Below are 25,097 nucleotides of genomic sequence, written 5' to 3' on the forward strand. Positions count from 1 at the left end.
TTACTCCGCCTCGCGCAGGTCCAGGCCGATGTCCAGGATCGGCGAGGAGTGGGTGAGGGCGCCGACGGCCAGGAAGTCCACCCCGGTCTCGGCGTACGCGCGCGCGGTGTCGAGGGTGAGCCGGCCCGAGGCCTCCAGCAGCGCCCGCCCGCCGGCGATCCCGACGGCCTCCGCGCACTCGCCCGGCGTGAAGTTGTCCAGCAGGACCAGGTCGGCGCCCGCCTCGACGACCTCGCGGAGCTGGTGCAGGGTGTCGACCTCGACCTCGATCGGCACCTCCGGGAAGGCCTCCCGCACGGCCTTGAAGGCCGGGGCGACGCCCCCGGCGGCGACCACGTGGTTGTCCTTCACCAGGGCCGCGTCCGAGAGGGACATGCGGTGGTTGACCCCGCCGCCGCAGCGCACGGCGAACTTCTCCAGGGAGCGCAGCCCCGGGGTGGTCTTGCGGGTGTCGCGCACGCGGGCCTTGGTGCCCTCCAGGACGTCCGCCCACGCGCGCGTGGCGGTCGCGATGCCGGACAGCCGGCACAGCAGGTTCAGGGCGCTGCGCTCGGCGGTGAGCAGGTCGCGCGTGCGCGTGGTGACCGACAGCAGCCGCTGCCCGGCCTCGACGCGGTCGCCGTCCTCGACGTGCCGCTCGACCTCGAACTCGTCGGTGCAGACCACCGAGAGCACGGCCTCGGCGACCCGCAGGCCCGCCACCACTCCGGCCTCGCGCGCGGCGAAGTCGCCGGTGGCGACGGCGTCCTCGGGGATGGTCGAGTCGGTCGTCACGTCCACCCCGCCGTCCAGGTCCTCCTGGATGGCGACGTTGGCGATGTCCTCGACCTCGACGGGGTCGAGTCCGGCGGCGGCCAGCAGTTCGGCGAGCGCGGGGTCGAGCCCGCACTCCAGGTACTCCTCGTCGCCCTCGGCGCCGCAGGCGCAGCCGTCGCCGCAGCCGCCGGTCGGGGCGAGGGGAAGGTCGTCGGTGCTCACGTGTGTCACTGCTCCTGGGAACGCTGGTCGGGCCGGGTAGGGGGGAAGTCTGCGGTGTCCGTGGTGTGTACCGCCAGCGACCGGTCCGGGCCGAGCCGGACGACGATGTGGCGCCGCCAGTGGGCGTCGTCGCGCTCGGCGCGGTCCTCGCGCCAGTGGCAGCCGCGGGTCTCCTCGCGCCGCAGGGCGGCGGCGACCAGCACCCGGGCCACGCACAGGAGGTTGGTGGCCTCCCAGGTGTCGACACCGGGCTCGGCGGTCTTGCCGTTCTCCCGCAGGGCGTCGCGGGCCTCGCCGTGCAGCCGCTGGAGCTGGTCCGCGGCCCGCTGGAGCGACCGCTCCGAGCGGAGCACGCCCGCGCCCCCGGTCATGATCCGCTGGATGGCGAACCGGGACTCCGGGGCCAGCAGCGGGTGGCTGGGCGTCTCGGGGTGCGCGAGCCGTGCGGGCTCGCGCGCGGGGAGGCCGCCTCCGGCCCGCTCCGCCGCGATGTCGGCGGCGATGCGCTCGGCGTAGACGAGGCCTTCGAGCAGGGAGTTGGAGGCGAGGCGGTTGGCGCCGTGCACGCCGGTGCAGGCGACCTCGCCGCACGCGTACAGGCCGGGCACGGTGGTACGGCCCCGGGCGTCGGTGCGGACGCCGCCGGAGGCGTAGTGGGCGGCCGGGGCGACCGGGACGGGCTCCGTCACCGGGTCGATGCCGTTGGCGCGGCAGGCGGCCAGGATGGTCGGGAAGCGGTGCTCCCACATCTCGGCGCCGAAGTGCCGGGCGTCGAGGAACATGTGCTCGGCGTCCTGCTCCTGCATGCGGCGCGTGATGCCCTTGGCGACGATGTCCCGGGGCGCCAGCTCGGCCAGCTCGTGCTGCCCCACCATGAAGCGCACGCCGTCCCCGTCGACCAGGTGGGCGCCCTCGCCGCGCACCGCCTCGGAGACCAGCGGCTGCTGGCCCTCGGCGTCCGCGCCGAGGAACAGCACGGTCGGGTGGAACTGCACGAACTCCAGGTCGCTGACCTCCGCGCCCGCGCGCAGCGCCAGGGCCACGCCGTCGCCGGTCGACACCGAGGGGTTGGTGGTCGCGGAGAACACCTGGCCCATGCCGCCGGTCGCCAGGACCACCGCGGGGGCGTGCACCGCGCCCACGCCGTCGTGCTGGCCCTCGCCCATCACGTGCAGGGTGACGCCCGCCGTACGGCCCTCGGCGTCGGTCAGCAGGTCGAGCACGAGCGCGTTCTCCACGGTGCGCAGTCCGCGCGCGCGTACCGCCTCCACCAGCGCACGGGAGATCTCCGCGCCGGTGGCGTCGCCGCCCGCGTGCGCGATCCGGCGCCGGTGGTGGCCGCCCTCGCGGGTGAGCTCGATGCCGCCCTCGTCGTCGGTGTCGAAGTGGGCGCCGGTGGAGATCAGCCGCCGTACGGCGTCGGGGCCCTCGGTGACGAGGATGCGCACGGCCTCCTCGTCGCACAGGCCCGCGCCCGCCACCAGGGTGTCCTCGAGGTGCTGCTCGGGGGTGTCGCCCTCGCCGAGGGCGGCGGCGATGCCGCCCTGCGCCCAGCGCGTGGAGCCGTCGTCGAGGCGGGCCTTGGTGACGACGACGGTCGTCAGGCCCGCGGCCTCGCAGCGCAGCGCCGCGGTCAGCCCCGCCACCCCGGAGCCGACGACGACCACGTCCGCGGAGACGCTCCACCCGGGCGCGGGCGCGTACAAGCGGGGGCGATCGCGAAGCGCTCCCGCTTGCGGGTGGTCGCGGGCGACGGGCGGGCGTATGCCTGTGCTGGTCACGAGGCGGCTCCGAGGGATCCGAAGGTGAGGGGCAGGTTGTCGATCAGCCGGGTGGTGCCCACGCGGGCGGCCACGGCCAGGACGGCCTCGCCGGTGAAGCCGGCGCCGATCTCGGTGAAGTCGGACGGGTCGACCAGGGCGAGGTAGTCCAGCTTCAGCGGCGGGTCGAGACGGGCCGCCTCGTCCAGGACCTGGTGCACGGCGGCGCGGACGGCCGCCGGTCCGCCGGGCGCGACGGTGGCGACCGCGTGCGCGTCGGCCGCCGCGCGGGACTCGCCTATGGCGCTCAGCGCCTCCGCGCGCGCGTGCGTGGAGGGCACCTCACGGGCCCGCGCGCGCAGCGCCTCCTGTGCGGCGTGCCGGTCCCGGCCGGCGAACAGCGCGCGGGACAGCGCGAGGGCGGTGCGGCGCTCGCCGGGCGACAGGTAGCGGTTGCGGCTGGACAGGGCGAGCCCGTCCTCCTCGCGCACGGTCGGCACGCCGACGATCTCCACGCCGAAGTTCAGGTCGCGCACCATGCGCCGGATCAGGGCCAGTTGCTGGGCGTCCTTCTGGCCGTACAGGGCGACGTCGGGGCGGGTGAGGTGCAGCAGCTTGGCGACGACGGTGAGCATCCCGTCGAAGTGGCCGGGCCGCGAGGCACCCTCCAGGCGCTCGCCCATGGGGCCCGCGGCGACGCGCACCTGGGGTTCGCCGCCCGGGTAGACCTCGTCCACGGCGGGCGCGAAGACGGCGTCGGCGCCCGCCTGTTCGGCGAGCTTCAGGTCGGCGTCCAGGGTGCGCGGGTAGCGGTCGAGGTCCTCGCCGGCGCCGAACTGGAGCGGATTGACGAAGACCGTGACGACGACCTCGCCCTCCGGCCCGGCGATCTCGCGCGCGGCGCGGATCAGCGTGGCGTGGCCCTCGTGCAGCGCTCCCATGGTCATCACGACGGCACGGCGGCCGCGGCGCACGCGCGCGTGCAGCTCTTCGGCGGTGCTCAGCAGGGCGGTGGTCATCAGGCGTTCCCCTCGGTGCCGTTGGTCCCGTTCGTGCCGTCGGTGCCGCCGGATCCGTCGGCCAGCACCCCGAGCAGGTCCTCGGCGAGCTCCGGCTTCAGCAGGCCGTGGGCGAGGGCCCGGTCGGCGGTCGCGCGGGCCATCGCCAGATAGCCGGCGACGGCCTGCGGGGAGTGCTTGCGCAGTTCGTCGACGTGCGCCGCGACCGTGCCCGCGTCGCCGCGCGCGACGGGGCCGGTGAGCGCGGCGTCACCGGAGCGCAGCGCGTTGTCCAGGGCGGCGCCGAGCAGCGGGCCGAGCATCCGGTCGGGGGCGGAGACACCGGCGGTGCGCAGCAGTTCCATGGACTGGGCGACCAGGGTCACCAGGTGGTTGGCGCCGAGGGCGAGGGCCGCGTGGTACAGCGGGCGGCTCTCCTCGCTGATCCACTCGGGCTCGCCGCCCATCTCGATGACCAGCGCCTCCGCGGCCAGCCGCAGCTCCTCGGGCGCGGTGACCCCGAAGGAGCAGCCCGCCAGGCGCTGGACGTCGACGGGGGTCCCGGTGAAGGTCATCGCCGGGTGCAGCGCCAGCGGCAGCGCGCCGGCGCGCAGGGCGGGGTCGAGGACCTGCGCGCCGTACCGGCCGGATGTGTGCACGAGCAGCTGCCCGGGCCGTACGGCGCCGGTCTCGGCGAGGCCGGTGACCAGGCCGGGCAGGGCGTCGTCGGGGACGGTGAGCAGCACCAGGTCGGCGCGCTGGAGCACCTCGGCGGGCGGCACCAGGGGCACGTCCGGGAGCATCGCCTCGGCGCGTCTGCGGGAGGCGTCGGAGACTCCGGACACGGCCACCGGGCGGTGCCCGGCGAGCTGGAGGGACGCGGCCAGGGCGGGGCCCACGCGTCCGGCGCCCACGACGCCTACGGTGAGCCGCGCGGGGCGGTCCTTGAGGTCTGGCTGGTGGACTGTACTCACGCGACGGTGGCCTTCCCGTTCCAGTCCGCTCTGGGTACCGGACGATTTCTCGTCATGTTAACGCTATCCGGTGGGAGGCGGCCGGTCGTCCACAGGCTGTGGGTTTCGCCACGGCCCGGGCGGCGGGAAATCCGGCTGCCGCGCCGGGGGCGCGCAGGGCATGATCCCCCGCATGAGCGATACGGCTGAGCAGGACGGGGAGCGGTCGGCGGCGCAGCGGCTGCGCGAGCGGCGCGGGGCGGCCCAGCGGCAGGCGCGGCTGGTGCTGTCGCGCGCGGGCTGGCGGGGCACGATCCGCGAGCGGCTGGCGCTGCTGCAGGAGGCCGCCCCGGCGGTGTACGACCTGGACGAGCAGGCGGACATCTACGGCGACGGGGTCGTGGCCGCCCTGGAGCGGCGCGTCGCCGCGCTGCTCGGCACGGAGGCCGCCGCGTTCTTCCCGACCGGCACGATGGCCCAGCAGGTCGCCCTGCGCTGCTGGGCGGCCCGCACCGGCGACACCACCGTCGCCCTGCACGGCATGGCCCATCCCGAGGTGCACGAACGGCACGCGCTCAGCCAGGTCGCCGGCCTGCGTCCGGTCCGGGTGACCAGCGAGCCCCGGCTGCCCACCGCCGCGGAGATACGCGACTTCCCCGAGCCCTTCGGGGCGCTGATGCTGGAACTGCCCCTCCGGGACGCCGGTTTCCTGCTGCCCTCCTGGGAGGAGCTGAACGACGTCGTGGCGGCGGCCCGGGAACGTGACGCGGTGGTGCACTTCGACGGCGCGCGGCTGTGGGAGTCGACCGTCCACTTCGGTCGTCCCCTGGACGAGATAGCCGGCCTCGCGGACAGCGTGTACGTGTCGTTCTACAAGTCCCTCGACGGCTTCGGCGGCGCCGCCCTGGCCGGTCCCGGGTCCCTGGTCGAACAGGCGAGGACCTGGCGGCACCGGTACGGCGGGACGGTGTTCCAGCAGTTCCCGACCGCGCTGTCGGCGCTGGTCGGACTGGACCGGGAACTGCCCCGGCTGCCGGAGTACGTGCGCCACGCGCGCGTGGTCGCGGCCGCGCTGCGCGAGGGGTTCGCGGCTGCCGGGGTGCCGGGGGCGCGCGTGCACCCCGGGGTGCCGCACACCCACGAGTTCCAGGTCTGGCTGCCGTACCCGCCCGAGGTGGTGGCGGAGGCGGCGGTGCGGCAGGGCGAGGAGACCTCGGTGCTGCTCTTCGCGAACGGCTGGGAGGAGGCCGGGCCGGGCCTCGCGTGCACCGAGGTCACGCTCCGCTCGGCCGGCCTGGAGTGGACCGCGGACGACGTGCGGGCGGCCGTCGCGGACTTCGCGGCGAGGCTGCCGGCGGCGGCGTAGGCAACGGGTCGCGGGCGGTCGGCGCCCGGGAGGCTCGGCGGACCGGACGGGCGCCGGTCAGCCGTGGCCGCCGGCCCGCACCAGGCCCGTCTCGTACGCCAGCACCACCACCTGCACCCGGTCGCGCAGGCCGAGCTTGGTCAGGATGCGGCCCACATGGGTCTTCACGGTCGCCTCGGACAGCACCAGCCGGGCCGCGATCTCCCCGTTGGACAGGCCCTGCGCGACCAGCACCATGACCTCGCGCTCGCGGTCCGTGAGCCGCTCCAGCTCCTTGTGCCGGGGCTCCTTGACGCCGGACGGCAGCATCGGCGCGAACCGGTCCAGCAGGCGCCGGGTGGTGGAGGGCGCCACCACCGCGTCCCCGCTGTGCACGGCGCGGATGGCCGTCAGCAGCTCGCCGGGCGGCACGTCCTTGAGCATGAAGCCGGAGGCTCCGGCCTTCAGCCCGGAGAAGGCGTACTCGTCCAGGTCGAACGTGGTCAGGATCAGCACCTTCGGCGGGTTGGGCTCGGCGCAGATCCGCCGGGTGGCCTCCACGCCGTCCAGCTTCGGCATGCGGACGTCCATCAGGACCACGTCGACGGCGGTGGAGCGGACCGCCTGGAGGGCCTCGACGCCGTCGCCCGCCTCGGCGACGACCTCCATGTCCGGCTGGGCGGCGAGCACCATCCGGAACCCGGTGCGCAGCAGCACCTGGTCGTCCACGAGCATCACGCGGATCGTCATCGGGGTCCTCTTCCGTTCGTCGTCGGGGGTCATGCGGTCGGTGCGGGGGTGGTGCGGGGTCGTCAGGGTGTCGCGCCGGGGCGTGACAGGTGTCAACAGGGGGCGTGCGGCAGCGTCAGGGCGCCGGTTTGAGCGGCAGCAGCACGCTGATGCGGAAGCCTCCACCAGGGCGCGGGCCGGCGTCCAGGGTGCCGCCGACCATCCCGACCCGCTCCCGCATGCCGATCAGGCCGTGCCCCTGCCCGTCGGCGCCGCCCTCCTCGTACAGCTCGTGCGGGGCGCCCTTGCCGTCGTCCTCGACCAGCAGGCCGAGCCCGTCGTCGAAGTAGACGAGGCGCACGCTCGCGCCCGCGTTGGGCCCGCCGTGCTTGCGGGTGTTGGTGAGCGCCTCCTGCACGATGCGGTACGCGGTCAGCTCCACACCGCTCGGCAGCGGACGCGGCGTGCCCTCGACCTTGAAGTCGACGGGCAGGCCCGAGGTGCGGCACTGCTCGACGAGGTCGTCGATCTGGTCGACGTCCGGCTGCGGGACGTACTCCCCCGTCTCCTGGTGCTCGCCGGTGCGCAGCACGCCCAGCAGGCGGCGCATCTCGGCGAGGGCCTGCCGGCCGGTGGAGGAGATGGTCTCCAGGGCCTTCTTCGCCTGGTCGGGAGCGGCGTCGAGGACGTACGCGGCACCGTCCGCCTGCACCACCATCACCGACACGTTGTGCGCGACGACGTCGTGCAGCTCGCGCGCGATCCGGGCGCGCTCGGCGGCGACCGCGACCTTGGACTGCGCCTCGCGCTCCCGCTCCAGCCGGGCGGCGCGCTCCTCGAGCTGGGCGAAGTAGGCGCGGCGGGTGCGCATGGAGTCACCGAGCACCCAGGCCAGGGCGAACGGCACCGTCTGGAACACGGCTATCGCGAGCTGGCCCAGCACGCCGGAGTGCTCGGCGGGCCAGCGGATCTGGGCCAGGGCGGCCGCGAACAGGCTGACGGCGAGCGCGAGCCGGGAGGCCCAGCGCGCGCCCATCGTCGCGACCGTGTAGGTGATCACCAGCATGGCGAAGTCGGCGGCGGCCGTCTCGATGTCCAGGACCAGCTGGGCCAGCCCGGTCGCGAGGGCCAGCAGCAGCATCGGCTCGGGGAAGCGGCGGCGCAGCGCGACGACGACGCAGAGCACGGCGGAGACCACCAGCCCCCCGACGACCGGCATGTGGTGTCCGGGCGCCCTGCTGAGACTCACCACGCTCACACCGGAGAGCCCGAACAGGACGACGGCCCAGAAGGTGTCGACCCACGTCGGGTGCCTGCGGAGAAAGTCGTAAAGGCGCTGCACGTAACCCAGAGTAGGGAAGCGAAATGAGTGCAGGGGTCAACCGGAGGGCCGATCCCCACGGAGCACGCGTACTCCGCAAGGTGGAGGAAGTGATCACCTGTACGCCTAGTCTGTTGCGGTGACGGACGAGGCGGCGGCGCGAAGCGGACGCGAGCAACGCGGGTGGCGGCAGGCGGCCCAGGAGGCGCTGTACGGGCCGGGCGGCTTCTACCGGCGGCCCGAGGGCCCGGCCGGGCACTTCCGTACGTCGGTGCACGCCTCCCCGCTGTTCGCGCACGCCGTGGCCCGCCTGCTCCGCCGGGTCGACGAGGCCCTCGGCCGGCCGGACACCCTGGACTTCGTCGACATGGGCGCCGGGCGGGGCGAGCTGGTAACCGCCGTGCTCGCGGCGCTGCCGGCCGGCGTGGCCGCCCGCGCGCGCGGGTACGCCGTCGAGCTCGCCGCGCGCCCGGCGGGGCTGGACGAGCGGATCACCTGGCTGAGCGCGCCCCCAAAAGCGGTCACCGGGCTGCTGTTCGCCAACGAGTGGCTGGACAACGTACCGGTGGACGTCGCCGAGGTGGACCCGGCGGGAGTGCCCCGGCTGGTGCTCGTCGCGGCGGACGGCACGGAACGGCTCGGGGAGCCGGTCTCGGGGGCGGACGCGGACTGGCTGGCCCGGTGGTGGCCGCTGCCCGCCGAGCAGGGGCTGCGCGCGGAGATCGGCCGGCCCCGGGACCTGGCCTGGGCCGCCGCGGTCGAGCGGGTGGAGCGGGGGCTCGCGGTGGCCGTGGACTACGCGCACACCGCCGGCGCACGCCCCCCGTTCGGGACCCTCACCGGCTTCCGGGAGGGGCACGGGACGGCGCCCGTACCGGACGGCTCCTGCGACATCACGGCGCACGTCGCGCTGGACGCGTGCGCGGCGGCACCCGCGGAGGCGTCCCCGCCCGCCCGGCTGCTCACGCAGCGCGACGCGCTGCACGCCCTGGACGTCACCGGCGCACGCCCTCCGCTCACGCTGGCCTCCACCGACCCGGCGGCCTACGTGCGCGCCCTCGCGAGCGCCGGGGAAGCCGCCGAGCTCACCGCCCCGGACGGGCTCGGCGGCTTCGGCTGGCTGCTCCAGCCGGTCGGCGTCCCGGACCCGCTCGCCTGACCCCGCGGGGCTGTGCCCGGCCGCTACTTGTCGATGTCCCCCACCACGAAGAACATCGACCCCAGGATCGCCACCATGTCCGCCACCAGCGTCCCCGGCAGCAGCTCGGTCAGCGCCTGGATGTTGTTGTACGACGCCGAGCGCAGCTTCAGCCGGTACGGGGTCTTCTCCCCCTTGCTGACCAGGTAGTAGCCGTTGATGCCGAGCGGGTTCTCGGTCCACGCGTACGTGTGCCCCTCGGGCGCCTTCAGCACCTTGGGCAGCCGCTGGTTGACCGGCCCCGGCGGCAGCTCGGCCAGCCGGTCCAGGCAGGCGTCGGCGAGGTCCAGCGCGTTGTGGGTCTGCTCCAGCAGGCACTCGAAGCGGGCCAGGCAGTCGCCCTCGCCGCGGGTGACGACCTTCAGGGTGTCCTGGAGTTCGCCGTACGCCAGATAGGGCTCGTCGCGGCGCAGGTCGAAGTCGACGCCGGAGCCGCGCGCGATGGGCCCGCTGACGCCGTAGGCGTGCACGGCCTCCGGCGAGAGTCCGCCCACGCCCCTCGTGCGCCCCCGGAAGATCTCGTTGCCGAGCACCAGGTCGTCGAAGACGTCCATGCGGGAGCGCACGGCGGCGACGGCGGCACGCGCGCGTGCCGTCCACCCGGCCGGCAGGTCCTCCTTGAGGCCGCCGACGCGGTTGAACATGTAGTGCATGCGGCCGCCGGAGACCTCCTCCATGACGTTCTGGAGCACCTCGCGCTCCCGGAACGCGTAGAACACCGGCGTGATCCCGCCCAGCTCCAGCGGGTACGACCCGAGGAACATCAGGTGGTTCAGCACCCGGTTCAGCTCGGCGAGCAGCGTGCGGGTCCACACCGCGCGCTCGGGGACCTCCATGCCGAGCATCCGCTCCACGGCGAGGACCACGCCCAGCTCGTTGGAGAACGCCGACAGCCAGTCGTGGCGGTTGGCGAGCATGATGATCTGCCGGTAGTCGCGCGCCTCGAAGAGCTTCTCCGCGCCCCGGTGCATGTAGCCGATCACCGGCTCCGCGTGCTGGATGCGTTCGCCGTCCAGCACCAGCTTGAGCCGCAGCACGCCGTGTGTGGACGGATGCTGGGGGCCGATGTTGAGCACCATGTCGGTGCTCTCGGCGGCGCCGCCGACACCGACCGTGGTCTCCGTCGCAGTCATGGACCCAGTCTCCCCTACGTACGCTGGCCTCATGGAGACGGGGAGCCCGGCGGAGACCGGGGTGGCGGGGGACGAACCGGTGTGGCGGGCGCTGCCCCCCGGGCTGCTGCGCATGCGCCGGCTGCTGCTGGTGGTGTGGACGGGCGTGCTCGTCCTGGCGGCGGGGCTGCTGCTGGGCCTGCTCGCGGGGCCGGCCTGGGGCGCCTTCGCGCTCCTCCCGCTCGCCCCGGCCGCGTGGTGCTGGCGGCTGCTGGGCCGCAACTGGCGCTCCTGGCGGTACGCCGAGCGCGCCGACGACCTGCTGATCCGCCGCGGTGTGCTGTGGCGCGAGGAGACGGTGGTGCCGTACGGGCGGATGCAGCTCGTGGAGGTCACCTCCGGTCCCCTGGAGCGGTACTTCGGGCTGGCCAGCGTCCAGCTGCACACCGCGGCCGCGGCGACCGACGCGGTCGTCCCGGGCCTGGACCCGGCCGAGGCGGAACGGCTGCGCGACCGGCTCACCGAGCTGGGCGAGGCCCGGTCGGCGGGGCTGTGACGGCCCCGGACCCCGGCGGTGTGCCGGACCGCCCGCCGGTCTTCGAGCGGCGGCTGCACCCCGTCACACCGTTCCGGCGGGCCTGGGCGCCGGTCGCCGTGCTCGCCGGCTGGGCCGTGCACGACCCGAACGCGGCGCAGGAGCAGCTGGCGAGGCTGACCGGCACCATGCTGCTCATCGGGCTCAGCGTGCTGGTCCCGGCGGCCGGCCTGTACGGCTTCCTGTCCTGGTGGTTCACGCACTTCGCGGTCACCGGCGGCGAACTGCGCATCCGCACCGGCCTGCTGTTCCGGCGCACCGCGCACATCCGGCTGGAGCGCATCCAGGCGGTCGACGTCACACGGCCGCTCCTCGCGCGCGTGGCGGGGGTGGCCAAGCTCCGCATCGACGTGGTCGGCGCCGCGAAGAAGGACGAACTCGCCTTCCTCGGCGAGCGGGAGGCGCGTGCCCTGCGCGCGGAACTGCTCGCACGCGCGGCGGGCTTCGCCCCCGAGACCGCGCGCGAGGTCGGCGAGGCACCGGCGCGGGAACTGCTGCGCGTGCCGCCGCGCGCGCTGGTGCTCTCCCTGCTGCTGACGGGCGCCACCTGGGGGTCGCTGGCCGCCGCCCTCGTCGTGCCGCCCCTGCTGTGGTTCGCCACGCACAGCGTGTGGACGGTCCTCGTCACCGCGCTGCCGCTGCTGGGCGCCGCCGGCGCGAGCAGCGCGGGCCGGTTCGTCGGCGAGTACGACTGGTCCGTGGGCGAGTCGCCCGACGGTCTGCGCATCGACCGCGGGCTGCTCGACCGAGCGCACGAGACGGTCCCGCCGGGCCGGGTCCAGACGGTGCGGATCGTGGAACCGCTGCTGTGGCGGCGGCTGGGCTGGGTGCGGGTGGAGCTGGACGTGGCCGGGTCCGCCAACTCGGTGCTGGTGCCGGTCGCCCCGCGCGCGGTCGCCGAGTCGGTCATAGCGCGCGTGCTGCCCGGTGTGACCGTACCGGCGTCGCCGGCCCGGCCCCCGCGACGGGCCCGCTGGTGCCTGCCGGTGTGGTGGCGCGGGCACGGCCTCGCGGTCACGGACGCGGTGTTCGCCGCCCGGCACGGTCTGCTGCGCCGCCGGCTGTCCCTGGTCCCGCACGCCAAGGCGCAGAGCGTACGGCTCAGCCAGGGGCCCTGGGGGCGGCTGTGGCGGCTGGCCGACGTGCACGTGGACACCGGGGCCGGCCGGACCGTCACGGCCCGGCTGCGCGACGCGGACGAGGCCGCGCGGCTGCTGCGCGCCCAGGCGGAGCGCTCCCGGACCGGCCGCCGGGACGCCCGCCCGGACCGCTGGATGGCCTGAGCGGGGCGGCCGCCGGGTACGGCGGAAGCCCGGCCCCCTGGTGGGGCGCCGGGCTTCCGTTCCAGCGGGTTCGCCGTGACGCGGGTTCGCCGTGACGGCTCAGGAGGCCGCGCTGCGCAGGCCCTGGACGTCGATCTGTTCGGTCTCGTCGTGCGCGGTCAGGTCGATGACCTGGCTGACGCCGCGCGCCCGGTCGTCGGCGGTCCTGAACTCGGCCTCGGCCTCGGCCTTGTGCAGCGCCAGGGCCTCCTGGCCGACGACGTCCGCCAGGTCCTCGTTCTGCACGGACTCCAGCGCCTCGGACGAGTCGTGCTTGTGCGTGCCGAAGAAGTCGAACCCGCCCTCGACCACGGGGCGGCGGGCGGGCGCGGCCGGTACGACGGCCACCGCGGTCGGCACCGTGAAGTGCCCGGCGGGCTGCTGCCCGGCGGACTTGGCGGGCTCGGCCTGTGCCGTCGTGGTGGCGGCCGGGCGCGCGTGCTCCCCGGCCGCCCCGGGCTTCCCCTGCGCCTCGTCCTCCTGGACTGCGCCCTCGCCGCGGGGAGCGCCGGCCGCCTCGGTCACGCCGTCCGCGGCGCCCTCTCCTTTGGCGGCCGCCCCGGACGGCACGGAGGCGGCGGACCGGGCATCGGCCGACGGTGCGGCGGACGGCCCGGCGGCGGGCTTCACGGCCCCGGCGTCTGCGGCGGGACCGCCGGCGCCGGGCCTCGCGAGGGCGTCGTCGTCGGACCCGGCGGCGTCGGCGTCGTTGTCGGAGGCGGCGTCGGTGCCGGGCTTCGCGGAAGCCTCGGCGCCGGACTCGGCGGGGGCCTCGGCGTCGAACCGGGCGAGTGCGGTCGCGGCCCGCAGGTAGAGCCGCGAGCCCTCGGGCGAGAAGACGGCGCCGGGCTCCGGCGTCCGCTCGTCCGCCGTCTCCGCCGTGCCGACGGCCTCGGGGGCCCCCGGGCCGGTGGGTTCCTCCGCCGGCTCGGCGCTGCGCGCGGGCGGCAGCGCGAGCGCGCCGGACGGCTCGCCCGCCTCGATCTCCAGCAGCCGGCGCCCCTCCAGGGCGCTCGCCCGCTCGGTCTCGGCGGTCGCGTAGCGACGCAGCAGGGCCGCGTGCTCGTTGCGCAGCCCGGCCAGTTCGGCGCGCTTGGCGCGCAGCCGCCGTTCGAGCTTGGTGCGCAGCTCCCGCGACTCCTCCAGGTCGGTCTCCAGTTCGGCGACCCGCTCCTCGAAGCGCCATTCGTCGCTGGCACGCGCGCGTGTGAGGTCGGCGACCTGCTTGCCCGCATGGGTGTCCCAGCGACGCATCACGACGGCGCCCGCGACGGCGGTCACCGCGGCGGCCGCGGCGAGCACGCGCAGCACCGTGGCCTCGGAGAACACCCAGGGACCCAGCGCGCAGACGACGGAGACTCCGGCGATCGCCGACGGTGGCAACAGCCGGTGCAGAGGCGGGGAATGGCGGTGGCGTCCTCGTGGCATGGCCAGAAACTTACCGCGCGTAGGCGAATCATGGGTCCCCGCCCCGTAAAAACCCGGCCACACCGGCGGCTTCGCCGGCCCCGGCGGCACCAGGATTCAGCGGTCGCTGAGCCTTCCGCTGATCCACTGCAGCGTCGGCGGGATCTCCCGTCGCCAGGTGTTGAAGTTGTGCCCGCCGCTGTCCAGGATGATCGACGAGATCCGGGTCCGCTTCGTGGCCTTCACCCGCTCTATGAACCTGAGCGTGTCCCGGTAGTTGTGCTCGCCGACGCGGCTGCTCGTGACGAGCAGTGAGGTGTCCGGCGCGGGGGTGTGTCTGAGGACCCACCACAGGTCGGCGCGGTCGCGCAGGTTCCGGTCGCCGTGGAAGAGGTCGCCGGTCGTGGGGTCGATCGGCGCCTTGTAGTACGGCGACAGTCCCGCTCCGGCCGCGTACACGTCCGGGTGGTGCATGGCCAGCTTCAGCGCGCAGTAGCCACCGGTCGAGTCACCGATGACGCCCCAGCTCCCGGGCCGCCTGCCCACGCGGTAGTGGGCCAGCACGGCCTCGGGGAGGTCCTTGGCGAAGAACGTCTCCGTCCGCGGTCCGCCCGGCACGTCCACGCACTCGGTGTCCCGCGGCGGCGCCACGGTCGGCCTCAGCATCACCAGGATCATCGGCTGCATCCGACCGTCCTTGGCCAGCTCCTGCGCCGTACGCGGATAGTTCAGCTTGTTCACCAGCGCCTGCGCCGTGCCGGGGTAACCGGTCAGCACGACCGCGGCCGGGAACGTGCGCGTGCGGTAGCGCGGCTGGAAGTACTCGGGGGGCAGGTAGACGTACGCCGGTGAGGCGATGCGGGACCCGCGGCCCACGATGTCGACCTGCTGGATCTGCCCGGCCGTCCGCGGCCCGGAGCCCGTCACGCCCGGCACCGGGGAGGTGGAGAGCACCTGCAGCGGGCCGCCCGAGCCGCCGCCCGAGGAGTGGTCGACGACGATCCCCTGCTCGGTCTCCCGGCCGAACAGGTCCGCCCAGCCCGCGTAGAAGCCGAAGGCCTGGTTGGCGCCGATCCCCAGGGAGGCGAAGAGGGCGAGCTGGGTGGCGAGGAGCAGTCCGACGCGTCCGCTGACGGACCGCCAGCTCTGCCGGGCCAGCCGCGGCCACAGCCACACCGTGGCGACGAACAGAGCCACGGCGAGCACGATCGCCAGCGCCAGCACCTTGTTGCTCGTGAGACCCATGGGCTGTTACCGCCTGCGCTTTCCGCCCGTGCGCCGCCCACACATCGTCGCGAGGGCTTGCCCGGGGCTTTCCTTGGCCTTTGACCCGGCTTTCCGGAGGGGAGTGAACCTCTCTCCCCGAGACACCGTCCTAGAGGGCGCAATGTCGCCGGATGCCCGATCGGCACCGGATTCAAGGTCTCTCGCAGAACTACGGGATGCGATGTCTGTCAGGATAGATGGGGAAATGTCGGGCGGGGTTCCGAGCCGATCAAGCCGGGCGCGGCGCATCCTGCGCGGCCCGCGCCCCGAGGCCGTTCCCACCCTGGTCGCCAGGGCGTGCGCCGTCGTCGGCGTTCTGGACATCGCCGCGGGCGTCTTCCCGCGCTTCCGCCACAGCCGCATGCACGCCATCGCCGAGGTGCTGCCCGGCTCCTTCGGCCCCTTCGCCGCGGCCCTCTCGCTGAGCGCCGGCGTGCTGTTGCTGCTGCTCGCGCACGGGCTGCGGAGGCGCAAGCGCCGGGCGTGGCGCGCCGCGGTCGCGCTCCTCCCGGCAGGCGCGGTGGCCCAGTTCGTCTACCGGCACTCCCTCCTCGGCATGCTCATATCGGTGGCGCTGCTGGTGCCGCTGCTGCGCCACCGCGACGAGTTCGCCGCCCTGCCCGACCCCCGCAGCCGCTGGCGCGCGCTCGCCAACTTCGTCCTGATGAGCGCCGGTTCGCTCGCCCTCGGCCTGGTCATCGTCAGCGTCCACCCGGGCCGCACCATCGGCGACCCGAGCCTCGCCGACCGCCTGACCCACGTCCTGTACGGCCTGTTCGGCTTCGAGGGCCCGGTGGACTACGCCGGCAACACCTCGTGGACCGTGGCCTTCTCGCTCGGCGCGCTCGGCTGGCTCACCACGGCCACCACCGTCTACCTCGCCTTCCGCCCCGAGCACCCGGCCGCCCGCCTCACCGAGGAGGACGAGGCCAGGCTCCGCGAGCTGCTGCACCGGCACGGCCGGCGCGACTCCCTCGGCCACTTCGCGCTGCGCCGCGACAAGGCCGTCGTCTTCTCCCCCAGCGGCAAGGCGGCCGTCACCTACCGCGTCGTCTCCGGCGTGATGCTCGCCAGCGGTGACCCGATCGGCGACGTCGAGGCCTGGCCCGGCGCCATCGAGCGCTTCATGGACGAGGCCCGGGCGCACTCCTGGACGCCCGCCGTCATGGGCTGCTCCGAGACCGGCGGCGAGGTGTGGACGCGCGAGACCGGCCTCGACGCCCTGGAGCTGGGCGACGAGGCGGTGGTCGACGTGGCGGATTTCTCGCTGGCCGGACGCGCGATGCGCAACGTGCGCCAGATGGTCAAGCGCATCGAGCGGGCCGGCTACGAGACCCGGGTACGGCGCATCCGTGACCTCGGCGACACCGAACTGGAGCGGATCCGCCGGGCGGCGGAGGACTGGCGCGGCACCGACACCGAACGCGGCTTCTCCATGGCACTCGGCCGCATCGGGGACGCCGCCGACGGCGACTGCCTGATCGCCACCGCGCACAGAATCGACGGGGCGGCCGGAGACGGGCGGGCGGACGGGGAGCCCGGCGCGTACGGGGACCTGAAGGCGATCCTGCACTTCGTGCCCTGGGGCGAGGACGGCGTCTCGCTGGACCTCATGCGCCGCGACCGGAGCGCCGACCCCGGCATGAACGAACTGCTGATCGTCGCCGCCCTGCAGGCCGCCCCGAAGTTCGGCATCACGCGGGTCTCCCTGAACTTCGCGATGTTCCGCTCCGCCCTCGCGCGCGGGGAGAAGATCGGCGCGGGCCCGGTGCTGCGCGCCTGGCGCGGGCTGCTGGTCTTCCTCTCCCGCTGGTTCCAGATCGAGTCCCTGTACAAGTTCAACGCCAAGTTCCAGCCCCGCTGGGAGCCCCGCTTCGTGGTCTACCGCGCCTCGGCCGACCTGCCCCGCATCGGCTTCGCCGCCATGCAGGCCGAGGGCTTCGTCGACCTCGCCCTGGCACTGCCGCGGTTCCTGCGCCGGCGCGGCGCGGCCGTCGAGCGCCCCTGCCCGCACGCGGTCGCCGAACGCGACGTCCGGGCGGCCTGAGCGGCCCGACGGGCGCTCCGGCCGTCCGCGGCGCCCCCGCCCGGCACGGACGCCACCGCGCGTTCACGGCACCGCCCTGGGCCTACGCTGAAGGTATGAACAACCTCAGCGGGCGCGGCCGAGTGGCAGGCCTTCCGGCATGGGACCGGTGCGCGGTCATGGGAGTCGTGAACGTGACACCCGATTCCTTCTCCGACGGCGGCCGCTGGTTCGACACGAGCGCCGCCGTCAAGCACGGCCTGGAACTGGTCGCCCAGGGCGCGGACCTGGTCGACGTCGGCGGCGAGTCCACCCGCCCGGGCGCCACCCGCGTCGACGAGGCCGAGGAACTCCGGCGCGTCATCCCCGTCGTCCGCGGCCTCGCCTCCGAGGGGGTCGTCGTCTCCGTCGACACCATGCGCGCGCGTGTCGCCGAACAGTCCCTCGCCGCCGGCGCCGCGCTCGTCAACGACGTCAGCGGCGGCCTGGCCGACCCCGCGATGATCCCCGTGGTCGCCGCCACCGGCGCGCCCTTCGTCGTCATGCACTGGCGCGGCTTCCTCGAGGGCGGCAACGTCCAGGGCGCCTACGAGGACGTCGTCGCCGAGGTCGTGGACGAACTCCGCGCCCGCGTGGAGGCCGTACTGGCGGGCGGCATCGCCCCCGACCGCGTCGTCGTCGACCCCGGACTCGGCTTCTCCAAGGAGGCCGAGCACGACCTCGCCCTCCTCGCCCACCTCGACCGCCTGCGCGCGCTCGGCCACCCGCTGCTCGTCGCCGCCTCCCGCAAACGGTTCCTCGGCCGCGTCCTCGCCGGCCCGCAGGGCGCTCCACCGCCGGCCCGGGAACGCGACGCCGCCACGGCCGCCGTCTCCGCGCTCGCCGCGCAGGCCGGCGCCTGGGCGGTACGCGTGCACGAGGTGCACGCCAGCGCGGACGCCGTACGGGTCGCGCGCGCCGTGGAGGGAGCGCGCGCGGAACGGTCCGCGCGGGGCGCCCGCGGCGAGCACGGGGCGGAAGGAACCCGGTGAGCGCCCCCCACACCGACGTCGAACAGGTGGAGGCCGCCAACACCGCCTTCTACGAGGCGATGGAGCGCGGGGACTTCGAGGAGCTGTCCTCCCTCTGGCTCGTGCCCACCGACCTGGGCGTCGACGAGGAGTACCACGACCCGGCCGACACCGGCGTGGTCTCCTGCGTCCACCCCGGCTGGCCCGTGCTCACCGGCCGCGCCGAGGTCCTCCGGTCGTACGCGCTGATCATGGCGAACACCGACTACATCCAGTTCTTCCTGACCGATGTGCATGTCTCGGTCACCGGGGACACCGCGCTGGTGACCTGCACCGAGAACATCCTCAGCGGCGGTCCGGCCCCCGAGGACGGCGCCGAGCTCGGCCCCCTGCTCGGTCAGCTCGTCGTCGCCACGAACGTCTTCCGCCGCACGCCCACCGGCTGGAAACTCTGGTCCCACCACGCCTCACCCGTACTGACCGAATCCGACGAGGAGGACGAGAGCGGACAGGACGGAGTGAACGGCGTGAATCCGGACGACGATCCCCTGCTCTGAACGGCGACGCGCCCCGCGGAAGCCGAGAAGTGGTTGGAATCACGAACCCTGGGTAGGTGCGGCTACCAGCCCATGACGCGGCCGGGCTCCCCAGGGAGAACGCGCGATGAAAGCTCCGGGTCCCGGCCCAACCCGCGCCCCGGTATCCCGGCCCTGTCGGCGCCCGCAGGTAGATTCGTCCCAAGGCCGGTGTGCCGTCCGCACGTGGCACCGCCCGGCCCTTCCCGACGATTGCAGGAGTGATTCGCGTGGATCGTGTCGCGCTGCGCGGCCTGAAGGCCCGCGGGCACCACGGCGTGTTCCCCAAGGAACGCGAGGAGGGCCAGACCTTCCTCGTCGACCTCGTCCTCGGCCTGGACACCCGGCCCGCCGCCGCCGACGACGACCTGACGAAGACCGTGCACTACGGCATCGTCGCCGAGGAGGTCGTGGCCGTGGTCGAGGGTGAGCCGGTGAACCTCATCGAGACCCTCGCCGAGCGGATCGCCCAGACCTGTCTGAAGCACGAGGGGGTCCAGGAGGTCGAGGTCTGCGTCCACAAGCCGGACGCCCCGATCACCGTGCCCTTCGACGACGTGACCGTCACCATCACCCGGAGCCGAGTATGACCCGACCTTTCACCCAGGGTCACAGCGACCCGACCGTCCAGCCGGTGCCCGCCGCGGTCGTCGAGCAGGTCGACGCCGCCGACACCACGCTGAGCAACCCCAAACGGGCCGTGATCTCCATCGGCTCCAACCTCGGCAACCGCCTGGAGACCCTCCAGGGGGCCGTCGACGCCCTGGAGGACACCCCCGGCGTCCGCGTGAAGGCCGTCTCCCCGGTCTACGAGACCGAGCCGTGGGGCGTCGAGCCGGGCTCGCAGCCCTCCTACTTCAACGCCGTCGTGGTCCTCAAGACCACGCTGCCCCCGTCCTCCCTGCTGGAGCGGGCCCACGCCGTCGAGGAGGCCTTCCACCGGGTCCGCGACGAGCACTGGGGGCCGCGCACCCTGGACGTCGACATCGTCGCCTACGCCGACGTCACCTCCGACGACCCGCGGCTGACCCTCCCCCACCCGCGCGCCCACGAACGCGCCTTCGTGCTCGCGCCCTGGCACGACGTCGACCCGCTGGCCCAGCTTCCCGGCCGGGGCCCGGTGGCCGACCTGCTGTCGGGCGTCACCCGCCACGGCGTCGAAGCTCGCGCCGACCTGGAACTCCGACTGCCCGAGTAGTCGTTAAGGTCTAGACGACCACAGTCCGGGACGGTCCGGGGGAGCTGAAGGGACATCGTGAAACAGCTGCGCATCAGGGTGCTGGCCGGCGTGTTCGTCGCGGCCGGCGTCCTGTCCTGGGCGGGCGCCCGCCTCTGGAACTCGGTCGGGACCCTGCCCAGCGTCCCCCTTGCCGCCCCCGTGGTCCTCGCCCTGATCGCGGTGGTCCTGCTCGCCACGGCGCTCTCGCTGCGCGCCCGCTTCAAGGCCCAGCGCGAGCGCCGTCCCGGAGCCAAGGGCGTCGACCCCCTGATGGCCGCCCGGGCGGTCGTCTTCGGCCAGGCCAGCGCCCTGGTGGCCGCCCTCGTCACCGGCATGTACGGCGGCACGGGCGTCTTCCTCCTGGAACTCCTCGACATCCCCGCCCGCCGCGACCAGGCCGTCTACGCCGGCTTCTCGGTGCTGGCCGGCGTCGCCGTCATAGCGTCGGCCCTGTTCCTCGAACGGGTCTGCAAACTCCCCGAGGACGACGACCAGAACCACACGGGCGCGGAGCCGGCGGCCTGAGCCACCCGACGACGGAGGAGGCCCGCGGAGCCGCACCGGCCCCCGGCCCGGATCAGCGCGCCATGATGAGGCTCATGGCCTCGTTCCGAGTGGCCGCGTCCCGGAGCTGGCCGCGCACCGCAGAGGTGAGGGTCTTCGCACCCGGCTTGCGGATGCCGCGCATCGACATGCACATGTGCTCGCACTCGACGACCACGATCACTCCGCGGGGTTCGAGTATCTCCATGAGGGAGTCTGCGATCTGCGTGGTGAGCCGCTCCTGCACCTGCGGGCGCCGCGCGTAGACGTCCACGAGGCGAGCGAGCTTGGACAGCCCGGTGATCTTGCCGGAGACGGACGGAATGTACCCGACGTGGGCGACACCCCTGAACGGCACGAGATGGTGTTCACAGGTGCTGTACACCTCGATGTCCTTCACCAGGACCATCTCGTCGTGTCCCAGGTCGAACGTCGTCGTCAGGACGTCCTCGGGCTCCTGCCACAGGCCCGCGAAGATCTCCCGATACGCCCGCGCCACCCGCGCCGGGGTCTCCCTGAGGCCCTCACGGTCCGGGTCCTCACCGACCGCGATCAGCAGCTCCCTCACGGCGTTCTCGGCGCGCTTCTCGTCGAACTCGCCGACGCGGCCCTCACCGTCCAGCGTCACGGGGTCGGTCATCTGTGGGTTCCTCGTTCCTGTGCCTGTCCCGCGCGCGGCCCACGCGAGCTGCTCGCGGGCATACGAAAATGCCGCACCCCCCAGGCTAGAACCTGGGGGGTGCGGCGTTCATTCCGGGCCCGTGGGGCGGAGCGGTCAGCTCTCGGGGCGGTCCTCCGGGGTCTGCTCGGTCACCGGGGCGGTGTCCGACGCCGTGGACTTGGCCGTGCTGATGGCCGCCGTCGCGCCGTTCGCACCGTTGGTCAGTGCCAGCTCCTTGGGGGAGAGCACCGGCGGTCGGGTGGAGGGGGTGCGGCGGGAGGAGCCGGTCCAGGCGGGCCGCGGCGGGCGCTTGTGGATCGTCGCGAAGACCTCGGCGATCTCCTCCTTGCCCAGGGTCTCCTTCTCGAGGAGCGCCAGGACGAGGTTGTCGAGCACATCGCGGTTCTCGACCAGGATCTCCCAGGCCTCGTTGTGAGCGGTCTCGATGAGCTTCTTGACCTCTTCGTCCACCAGCGCGGCGACCTCTTCGGAGTAGTCGCGCTGGTGAGCCATCTCACGTCCGAGGAAGGGCTCGCTGTTGTCCCCGCCGAACTTGATCGCGCCGAGCCGCTCGGTCATGCCGTACTGCGTGACCATCGCGCGGGCCAGGTTGGTGGCCTTCTCGATGTCGTTGGCGGCACCGGTGGTCGGGTCGTGGAAGACCAGTTCCTCGGCCGCCCGGCCGCCCAGCATGTAGGCGAGCTGGTCGAGCATCTCGTTGCGGGTGGTGGAGTACTTGTCCTCGTCCGGGAGCACCATCGTGTAGCCGAGGGCGCGGCCCCGGGACAGGATGGTGATCTTGTGGACCGGGTCGGAGTTCGGCGAGGCCGCCGCGACCAGGGCGTGACCGCCCTCGTGGTACGCGGTGATCTTCTTCTCCTTGTCCGACATGATCCGGGTCCGCTTCTGCGGGCCCGCGACCACACGGTCGATCGCCTCGTCCAGCGCCTTGTTGTCGATCAGCTTCTGGTCACCGCGGGCGGTGAGCAGGGCCGCCTCGTTCAGCACGTTGGCGAGGTCGGCGCCGGTCATGCCGGGGGTGCGGCGGGCGACGGCGGCCAGGTCGACGTCGGGCGCGACCGGCTTGCCCTTCTGGTGGACCTTGAGGATCTCCATGCGGCCCTGCAGGTCCGGCGGGTCGACGGCGATCTGCCGGTCGAACCGGCCGGGGCGCAGGAGCGCCGGGTCGAGGATGTCGGGCCGGTTGGTGGCGGCGATGAGGATGACGCCGCCCTTGACGTCGAAGCCGTCCATCTCGACCAGCAGCTGGTTCAGCGTCTGCTCGCGCTCGTCGTGTCCACCGCCGAGGCCGGCGCCGCGGTGGCGGCCGACCGCGTCGATCTCGTCGACGAAGACGATCGCCGGGGCGTTGGCCTTGGCCTGCTCGAACAGGTCGCGGACCCGGGAGGCACCGACACCGACGAACATCTCGACGAAGTCGGAACCGGAGATCGAGTAGAAGGGGACGCCCGCCTCGCCGGCAACGGCGCGCGCGAGGAGGGTCTTGCCCGTACCGGGACGGCCGTAGAGCAGCACGCCCTTGGGGATCTTGGCACCGACGGCCTGGAACTTGGCCGGCTCCTGCAGGAACTCCTTGATCTCGTGGAGTTCCTCGACGGCCTCGTCACAGCCGGCGACGTCGGTGAACGTCGTCTTCGGGGTGTCCTTGGTGATGAGCTTCGCCTTGGACTTGCCGAAGTTCATGACCCGGGAGCCGCCGCCCTGCATCTGATTCATCAGGAACAGGAAGACGACCACGATGAGGACGAAGGGCAGCAGGGAGAGCAGGACGCCGAGGAACGGGTTCTGCTTGGACGGCGACACCGTGTAGCCGTCCGGGATCTGCTTTTCCTGGTACTTGCTCTGCAGCGTGCTGGCGATGGTCACGCCTTGGTCGCCGATGTAGCTCGCCTGGATCTTGGAGCTGCCGTCGACCTTCTGACCGTCCTTGAGCTCGACCTTGACGGTCTGCTCGTCACCGGTGGTGAGCTTGGCCGACTGGACCCTGTTGTCGTTGATCGCCGCCACGACCTGGCCGGTGTCAACCGTCTTGTAGCCGCCGGACGAGCCGACGACCTGCATCAACACGACCACGGCAAGGACGGCCAGCACGATCCACATGACCGGCCCACGGAAGTATCGCTTCACGTCCATCCATACGGAGCGGTGTCGCCCCGTCCCTCCTGCCATAGTGAGTTTGATAAGACAGTTCTTCTGACGGTACCCCAGCATTGTTGTCCGAAGCCGCACGGAGCGGCATCGACGGCCGGCAATCCCGTCTCTGCATGCTCCAACGCGGGGAAACCCGCTGGGGTTCCCGGTCGTCCTACAGGGAATGGCCCGGTTGGCTCAGCCGCCGTAGACGTGGGGCGCGAGCGTACCGACGAACGGCAGGTTGCGGTACTTCTCGGCGTAGTCGAGGCCGTAGCCGACGACGAACTCGTTCGGGATGTCGAAGCCGACCCACTCGACGTCGATGGCGACCTTGGCGGCGTCCGGCTTGCGCAGCAGCGTGCACACCTTGAGGGTGGCGGGCTCGCGCGAGCCGAGGTTGTTGATCAGCCAGGACAGGGTCAGGCCGGAGTCGATGATGTCCTCGACGATCAGGACGTGCTTGCCCTTGATGTCGGTGTCGAGGTCCTTGAGGATGCGGACGACACCGGAGGACTGGGTGCCCGCGCCGTAGGAGGACACGGCCATCCAGTCCATGGTGACGGGGGTGGACAGCGCCCGGGCGAGGTCCGCCATGACCATCACCGCGCCCTTGAGGACGCCGACGATGAGCAGGTCCTTGCCCGCGTACTCCGCGTCGATCTTCGCGGCCAGCTCGGCCAGCTTCGCGTCGATCTCTTCTTTGGTGATGAGTACCCGCTGGAGGTCGGCACCCATGTCGTTCGCGTCCACCCGCATCACTTTCGGTCGTCCCGCACTTACGGCAGCACTCGCGTGCCTCGGGCTGTCCCGCCCTGCCGGAGGGGGTCCTCCGGAGCCGCGATGTCAGCCCTGCCGAATCACCAGTCTGCCACCCTGGCGCCGGGCGACGACTTTGCCCGGGAGATTGATGGCTCCCTGGCCGCGCCATCCGGTGATGAGCCGGTCGACTTCCTCGATGTGGCGGGCGAAGAGGGAGCCGGCCGGGGCACCGGCGTCGATGGCGGCGCGGCGCAGGATGCGGCGGCGCACGGCCGGCGGGAGGGCGTAGAGCTTGGCGCACTCCAGGAAGCCGGTGGCGTCGCGTACGGAGGCCTCGGCCTGGCTGGCCCAGGTGTCGAGGGCGTCGGCGTCGTCGCGGGAGAGCTGGGCGGTGCGGGCGAGCGCTTCCACGACACCCTTGCCGAGGGCCTTCTCCAGGGCGGGCAGGCCTTCGTGCCGGAGCCGGGAGCGGGTGTAGGCGGGGTCGGCGTTGTGCGGGTCGTCCCAGACCGACAGGGACTGGGCCATGCAGGCCTTGCGGGCGGTCTGCCGGTCCAGGGTCAGGAAGGGGCGCCGGTAACGGCCGCCGGCCCCCGAGACCGCGGCCATTCCGGACAGGGAGCGGATGCCGGAGCCGCGGGCGAGGCCGAGCAGGACGGTCTCGGCCTGGTCGTCGCGGGTGTGGCCGAGCAGGACGGCGGTGGCGCCGTGGCGTTCGGCCGCCGCGTCCAGGGCGGCGTAGCGGGCGTCGCGGGCGGCGGCCTCGGGTCCGCCCTCGCGGCCGACGGTCACGGCGATGGACTCGACGGGGTCGAGGCCGAGTCCGCGCAGCTTGAGCACGACCTCGTCGGCGCGCAGCCCGGAGCCGGGCTGGAGGCCGTGGTCGACGGTGACGCCGCCGGCGCGGATGCCGAGCTTGGGGGCTTCGAAGGCGAGGGCGGAGGCGAGCGCCATGGAGTCGGCGCCGCCGGAGCACGCGACGAGCACGAGCGGGGAGGGGGGCCGCTCGGCCGGGCCGCGCACGGCGGCGGTCCGGAGGTGCCCGGTGCTTCGTCCGATGGTGCTGGTGTGGTCGGTCAGGATGTCGTGTAGGACGCGGCGGACCGCCAGGCGTATCGCCGCGACCGATGGATGGGGACCCATGTCCGGTTCCCTTCATGAAGTCT

23 protein-coding genes are annotated in these 25,097 nt (G+C 73.6%); 10 read left to right on the top strand and 13 right to left on the bottom strand.

What is annotated here, in order from left to right:
• Genes nadC through ACWCPN_RS04225 form a run of 4 tightly spaced genes read right to left on the bottom strand, consistent with a single transcriptional unit; the run spans position 1 to position 4,710 of the window.
• Positions 1–978 carry a carboxylating nicotinate-nucleotide diphosphorylase gene (gene nadC / locus ACWCPN_RS04210; protein ID WP_199213607.1) on the bottom strand — a complete coding sequence of 326 codons (978 nt, stop codon included), beginning with the start codon at positions 976–978 and terminating at the stop codon, positions 1–3.
• A 5-nt stretch (positions 979–983) separates the two neighbouring features.
• Positions 984–2,744 (bottom strand): L-aspartate oxidase, encoded by a 1,761-nt coding sequence (locus ACWCPN_RS04215; protein WP_451202999.1) that lies wholly within the window; start codon positions 2,742–2,744, stop codon positions 984–986.
• Between the two features lie 11 nt (positions 2,745–2,755).
• On the bottom strand, positions 2,756–3,757 hold the full coding sequence (panC, locus tag ACWCPN_RS04220; RefSeq protein ID WP_365121129.1) for a pantoate--beta-alanine ligase: 1,002 nt from the start codon (positions 3,755–3,757) through the stop codon (positions 2,756–2,758).
• Positions 3,757–4,710, bottom strand: coding sequence for a Rossmann-like and DUF2520 domain-containing protein (locus ACWCPN_RS04225; protein ID WP_451202314.1), 954 nt, complete (start codon positions 4,708–4,710; stop codon positions 3,757–3,759). Before ACWCPN_RS04225 ends, panC begins: the two co-directional genes overlap by 1 nt.
• 172 nt (positions 4,711–4,882) lie before the next feature.
• Between ACWCPN_RS04225 and ACWCPN_RS04230 the strand changes: the two genes are divergently transcribed.
• Entirely contained in the window at positions 4,883–6,055 is a 1,173-nt protein-coding gene (locus tag ACWCPN_RS04230) for a threonine aldolase family protein (protein WP_451202315.1), read from the top strand.
• A gap of 57 nt (positions 6,056–6,112) precedes the next feature.
• Here ACWCPN_RS04230 and ACWCPN_RS04235 read toward each other — a convergent pair whose 3' ends face one another.
• Together ACWCPN_RS04235 and ACWCPN_RS04240 are read right to left on the bottom strand one after the other, a co-directional pair.
• The gene (locus ACWCPN_RS04235) at positions 6,113–6,784 is read right to left on the bottom strand and encodes a response regulator (RefSeq protein ID WP_199211441.1); all 672 of its coding nucleotides are present in this window, start codon (positions 6,782–6,784) and stop codon (positions 6,113–6,115) included.
• A gap of 115 nt (positions 6,785–6,899) precedes the next feature.
• The gene (locus ACWCPN_RS04240; RefSeq protein WP_365121138.1) at positions 6,900–8,105 is read right to left on the bottom strand and encodes a sensor histidine kinase; all 1,206 of its coding nucleotides are present in this window, start codon (positions 8,103–8,105) and stop codon (positions 6,900–6,902) included.
• Between the two features lie 118 nt (positions 8,106–8,223).
• Here ACWCPN_RS04240 and ACWCPN_RS04245 point away from each other — a divergent pair, with 118 nt between their 5' ends.
• Complete coding sequence (locus ACWCPN_RS04245) at positions 8,224–9,243, top strand: SAM-dependent methyltransferase (RefSeq protein WP_451202316.1); 1,020 nt, start codon at positions 8,224–8,226, stop codon at positions 9,241–9,243.
• Positions 9,244–9,266: 23 nt separating this feature from the next.
• On the opposite strand, the gene ACWCPN_RS04250 is transcribed toward ACWCPN_RS04245, so the two are convergent.
• Positions 9,267–10,415, bottom strand: coding sequence for an NADH-quinone oxidoreductase subunit D (locus ACWCPN_RS04250; protein WP_392292828.1), 1,149 nt, complete (start codon positions 10,413–10,415; stop codon positions 9,267–9,269).
• A gap of 31 nt (positions 10,416–10,446) precedes the next feature.
• Here ACWCPN_RS04250 and ACWCPN_RS04255 point away from each other — a divergent pair, with 31 nt between their 5' ends.
• Together ACWCPN_RS04255 and ACWCPN_RS04260 are read left to right on the top strand one after the other, a co-directional pair.
• A complete protein-coding gene (locus ACWCPN_RS04255; RefSeq protein WP_451202318.1) occupies positions 10,447–10,950 on the top strand; it encodes a PH domain-containing protein in 504 nt (167 codons plus the stop codon).
• Positions 10,947–12,272, top strand: a complete 1,326-nt coding sequence (locus ACWCPN_RS04260; RefSeq protein ID WP_451202319.1) for a PH domain-containing protein — start codon at positions 10,947–10,949, stop codon at positions 12,270–12,272. The genes ACWCPN_RS04255 and ACWCPN_RS04260 overlap by 4 nt, the downstream gene beginning before the upstream one ends.
• 99 nt (positions 12,273–12,371) lie before the next feature.
• Here ACWCPN_RS04260 and ACWCPN_RS04265 read toward each other — a convergent pair whose 3' ends face one another.
• Both ACWCPN_RS04265 and ACWCPN_RS04270 read right to left on the bottom strand, forming a co-directional pair.
• Complete coding sequence (locus ACWCPN_RS04265) at positions 12,372–13,739, bottom strand: hypothetical protein (protein WP_451202320.1); 1,368 nt, start codon at positions 13,737–13,739, stop codon at positions 12,372–12,374.
• Between the two features lie 96 nt (positions 13,740–13,835).
• Positions 13,836–14,963, bottom strand: coding sequence for an alpha/beta hydrolase (locus ACWCPN_RS04270; RefSeq protein WP_451202321.1), 1,128 nt, complete (start codon positions 14,961–14,963; stop codon positions 13,836–13,838).
• 226 nt (positions 14,964–15,189) lie between these two features.
• On the opposite strand from ACWCPN_RS04270, the gene ACWCPN_RS04275 reads away from it, so the two are divergent.
• The 6 genes from ACWCPN_RS04275 (at position 15,190) to ACWCPN_RS04300 (ending at position 20,339) form a co-directional block, all read left to right on the top strand.
• Positions 15,190–17,031, top strand: coding sequence for a phosphatidylglycerol lysyltransferase domain-containing protein (locus ACWCPN_RS04275; RefSeq protein ID WP_451202322.1), 1,842 nt, complete (start codon positions 15,190–15,192; stop codon positions 17,029–17,031).
• A gap of 95 nt (positions 17,032–17,126) precedes the next feature.
• On the top strand, positions 17,127–18,041 hold the full coding sequence (gene folP / locus ACWCPN_RS04280; RefSeq protein WP_392292834.1) for a dihydropteroate synthase: 915 nt from the start codon (positions 17,127–17,129) through the stop codon (positions 18,039–18,041).
• Entirely contained in the window at positions 18,038–18,577 is a 540-nt protein-coding gene (locus tag ACWCPN_RS04285) for a nuclear transport factor 2 family protein (protein WP_365121157.1), read from the top strand. Before folP ends, ACWCPN_RS04285 begins: the two co-directional genes overlap by 4 nt.
• A gap of 248 nt (positions 18,578–18,825) precedes the next feature.
• On the top strand, positions 18,826–19,185 hold the full coding sequence (gene folB / locus ACWCPN_RS04290; RefSeq protein WP_199211435.1) for a dihydroneopterin aldolase: 360 nt from the start codon (positions 18,826–18,828) through the stop codon (positions 19,183–19,185).
• Positions 19,182–19,793 (top strand): 2-amino-4-hydroxy-6-hydroxymethyldihydropteridine diphosphokinase, encoded by a 612-nt coding sequence (gene folK / locus ACWCPN_RS04295; protein ID WP_451202324.1) that lies wholly within the window; start codon positions 19,182–19,184, stop codon positions 19,791–19,793. The genes folB and folK overlap by 4 nt, the downstream gene beginning before the upstream one ends.
• A 57-nt stretch (positions 19,794–19,850) precedes the next feature.
• Positions 19,851–20,339 carry a DUF3180 domain-containing protein gene (locus tag ACWCPN_RS04300; protein WP_451202325.1) on the top strand — a complete coding sequence of 163 codons (489 nt, stop codon included), beginning with the start codon at positions 19,851–19,853 and terminating at the stop codon, positions 20,337–20,339.
• Between the two features lie 52 nt (positions 20,340–20,391).
• Here the strand turns inward: ACWCPN_RS04300 and folE are convergent, their stop codons facing one another.
• The 4 genes from folE to tilS all read right to left on the bottom strand — a co-directional run bounded on the left by folE (position 20,392) and on the right by tilS (position 25,074).
• Positions 20,392–20,997: a GTP cyclohydrolase I FolE gene (folE, locus tag ACWCPN_RS04305; protein ID WP_365121164.1), complete on the bottom strand. Its 606-nt coding sequence runs from the start codon at positions 20,995–20,997 to the stop codon at positions 20,392–20,394.
• A 135-nt stretch (positions 20,998–21,132) separates the two neighbouring features.
• Positions 21,133–23,172: an ATP-dependent zinc metalloprotease FtsH gene (ftsH, locus tag ACWCPN_RS04310; protein WP_365121166.1), complete on the bottom strand. Its 2,040-nt coding sequence runs from the start codon at positions 23,170–23,172 to the stop codon at positions 21,133–21,135.
• A gap of 195 nt (positions 23,173–23,367) precedes the next feature.
• Positions 23,368–23,928, bottom strand: coding sequence for a hypoxanthine phosphoribosyltransferase (gene hpt / locus ACWCPN_RS04315; RefSeq protein ID WP_199211431.1), 561 nt, complete (start codon positions 23,926–23,928; stop codon positions 23,368–23,370).
• A gap of 87 nt (positions 23,929–24,015) precedes the next feature.
• A complete protein-coding gene (gene tilS / locus ACWCPN_RS04320; RefSeq protein ID WP_392292836.1) occupies positions 24,016–25,074 on the bottom strand; it encodes a tRNA lysidine(34) synthetase TilS in 1,059 nt (352 codons plus the stop codon).
• Between the last annotated feature and the right edge of the window lie 23 nt (positions 25,075–25,097).

The organism is Streptomyces sp. NPDC002386 (genome assembly GCF_053593175.1).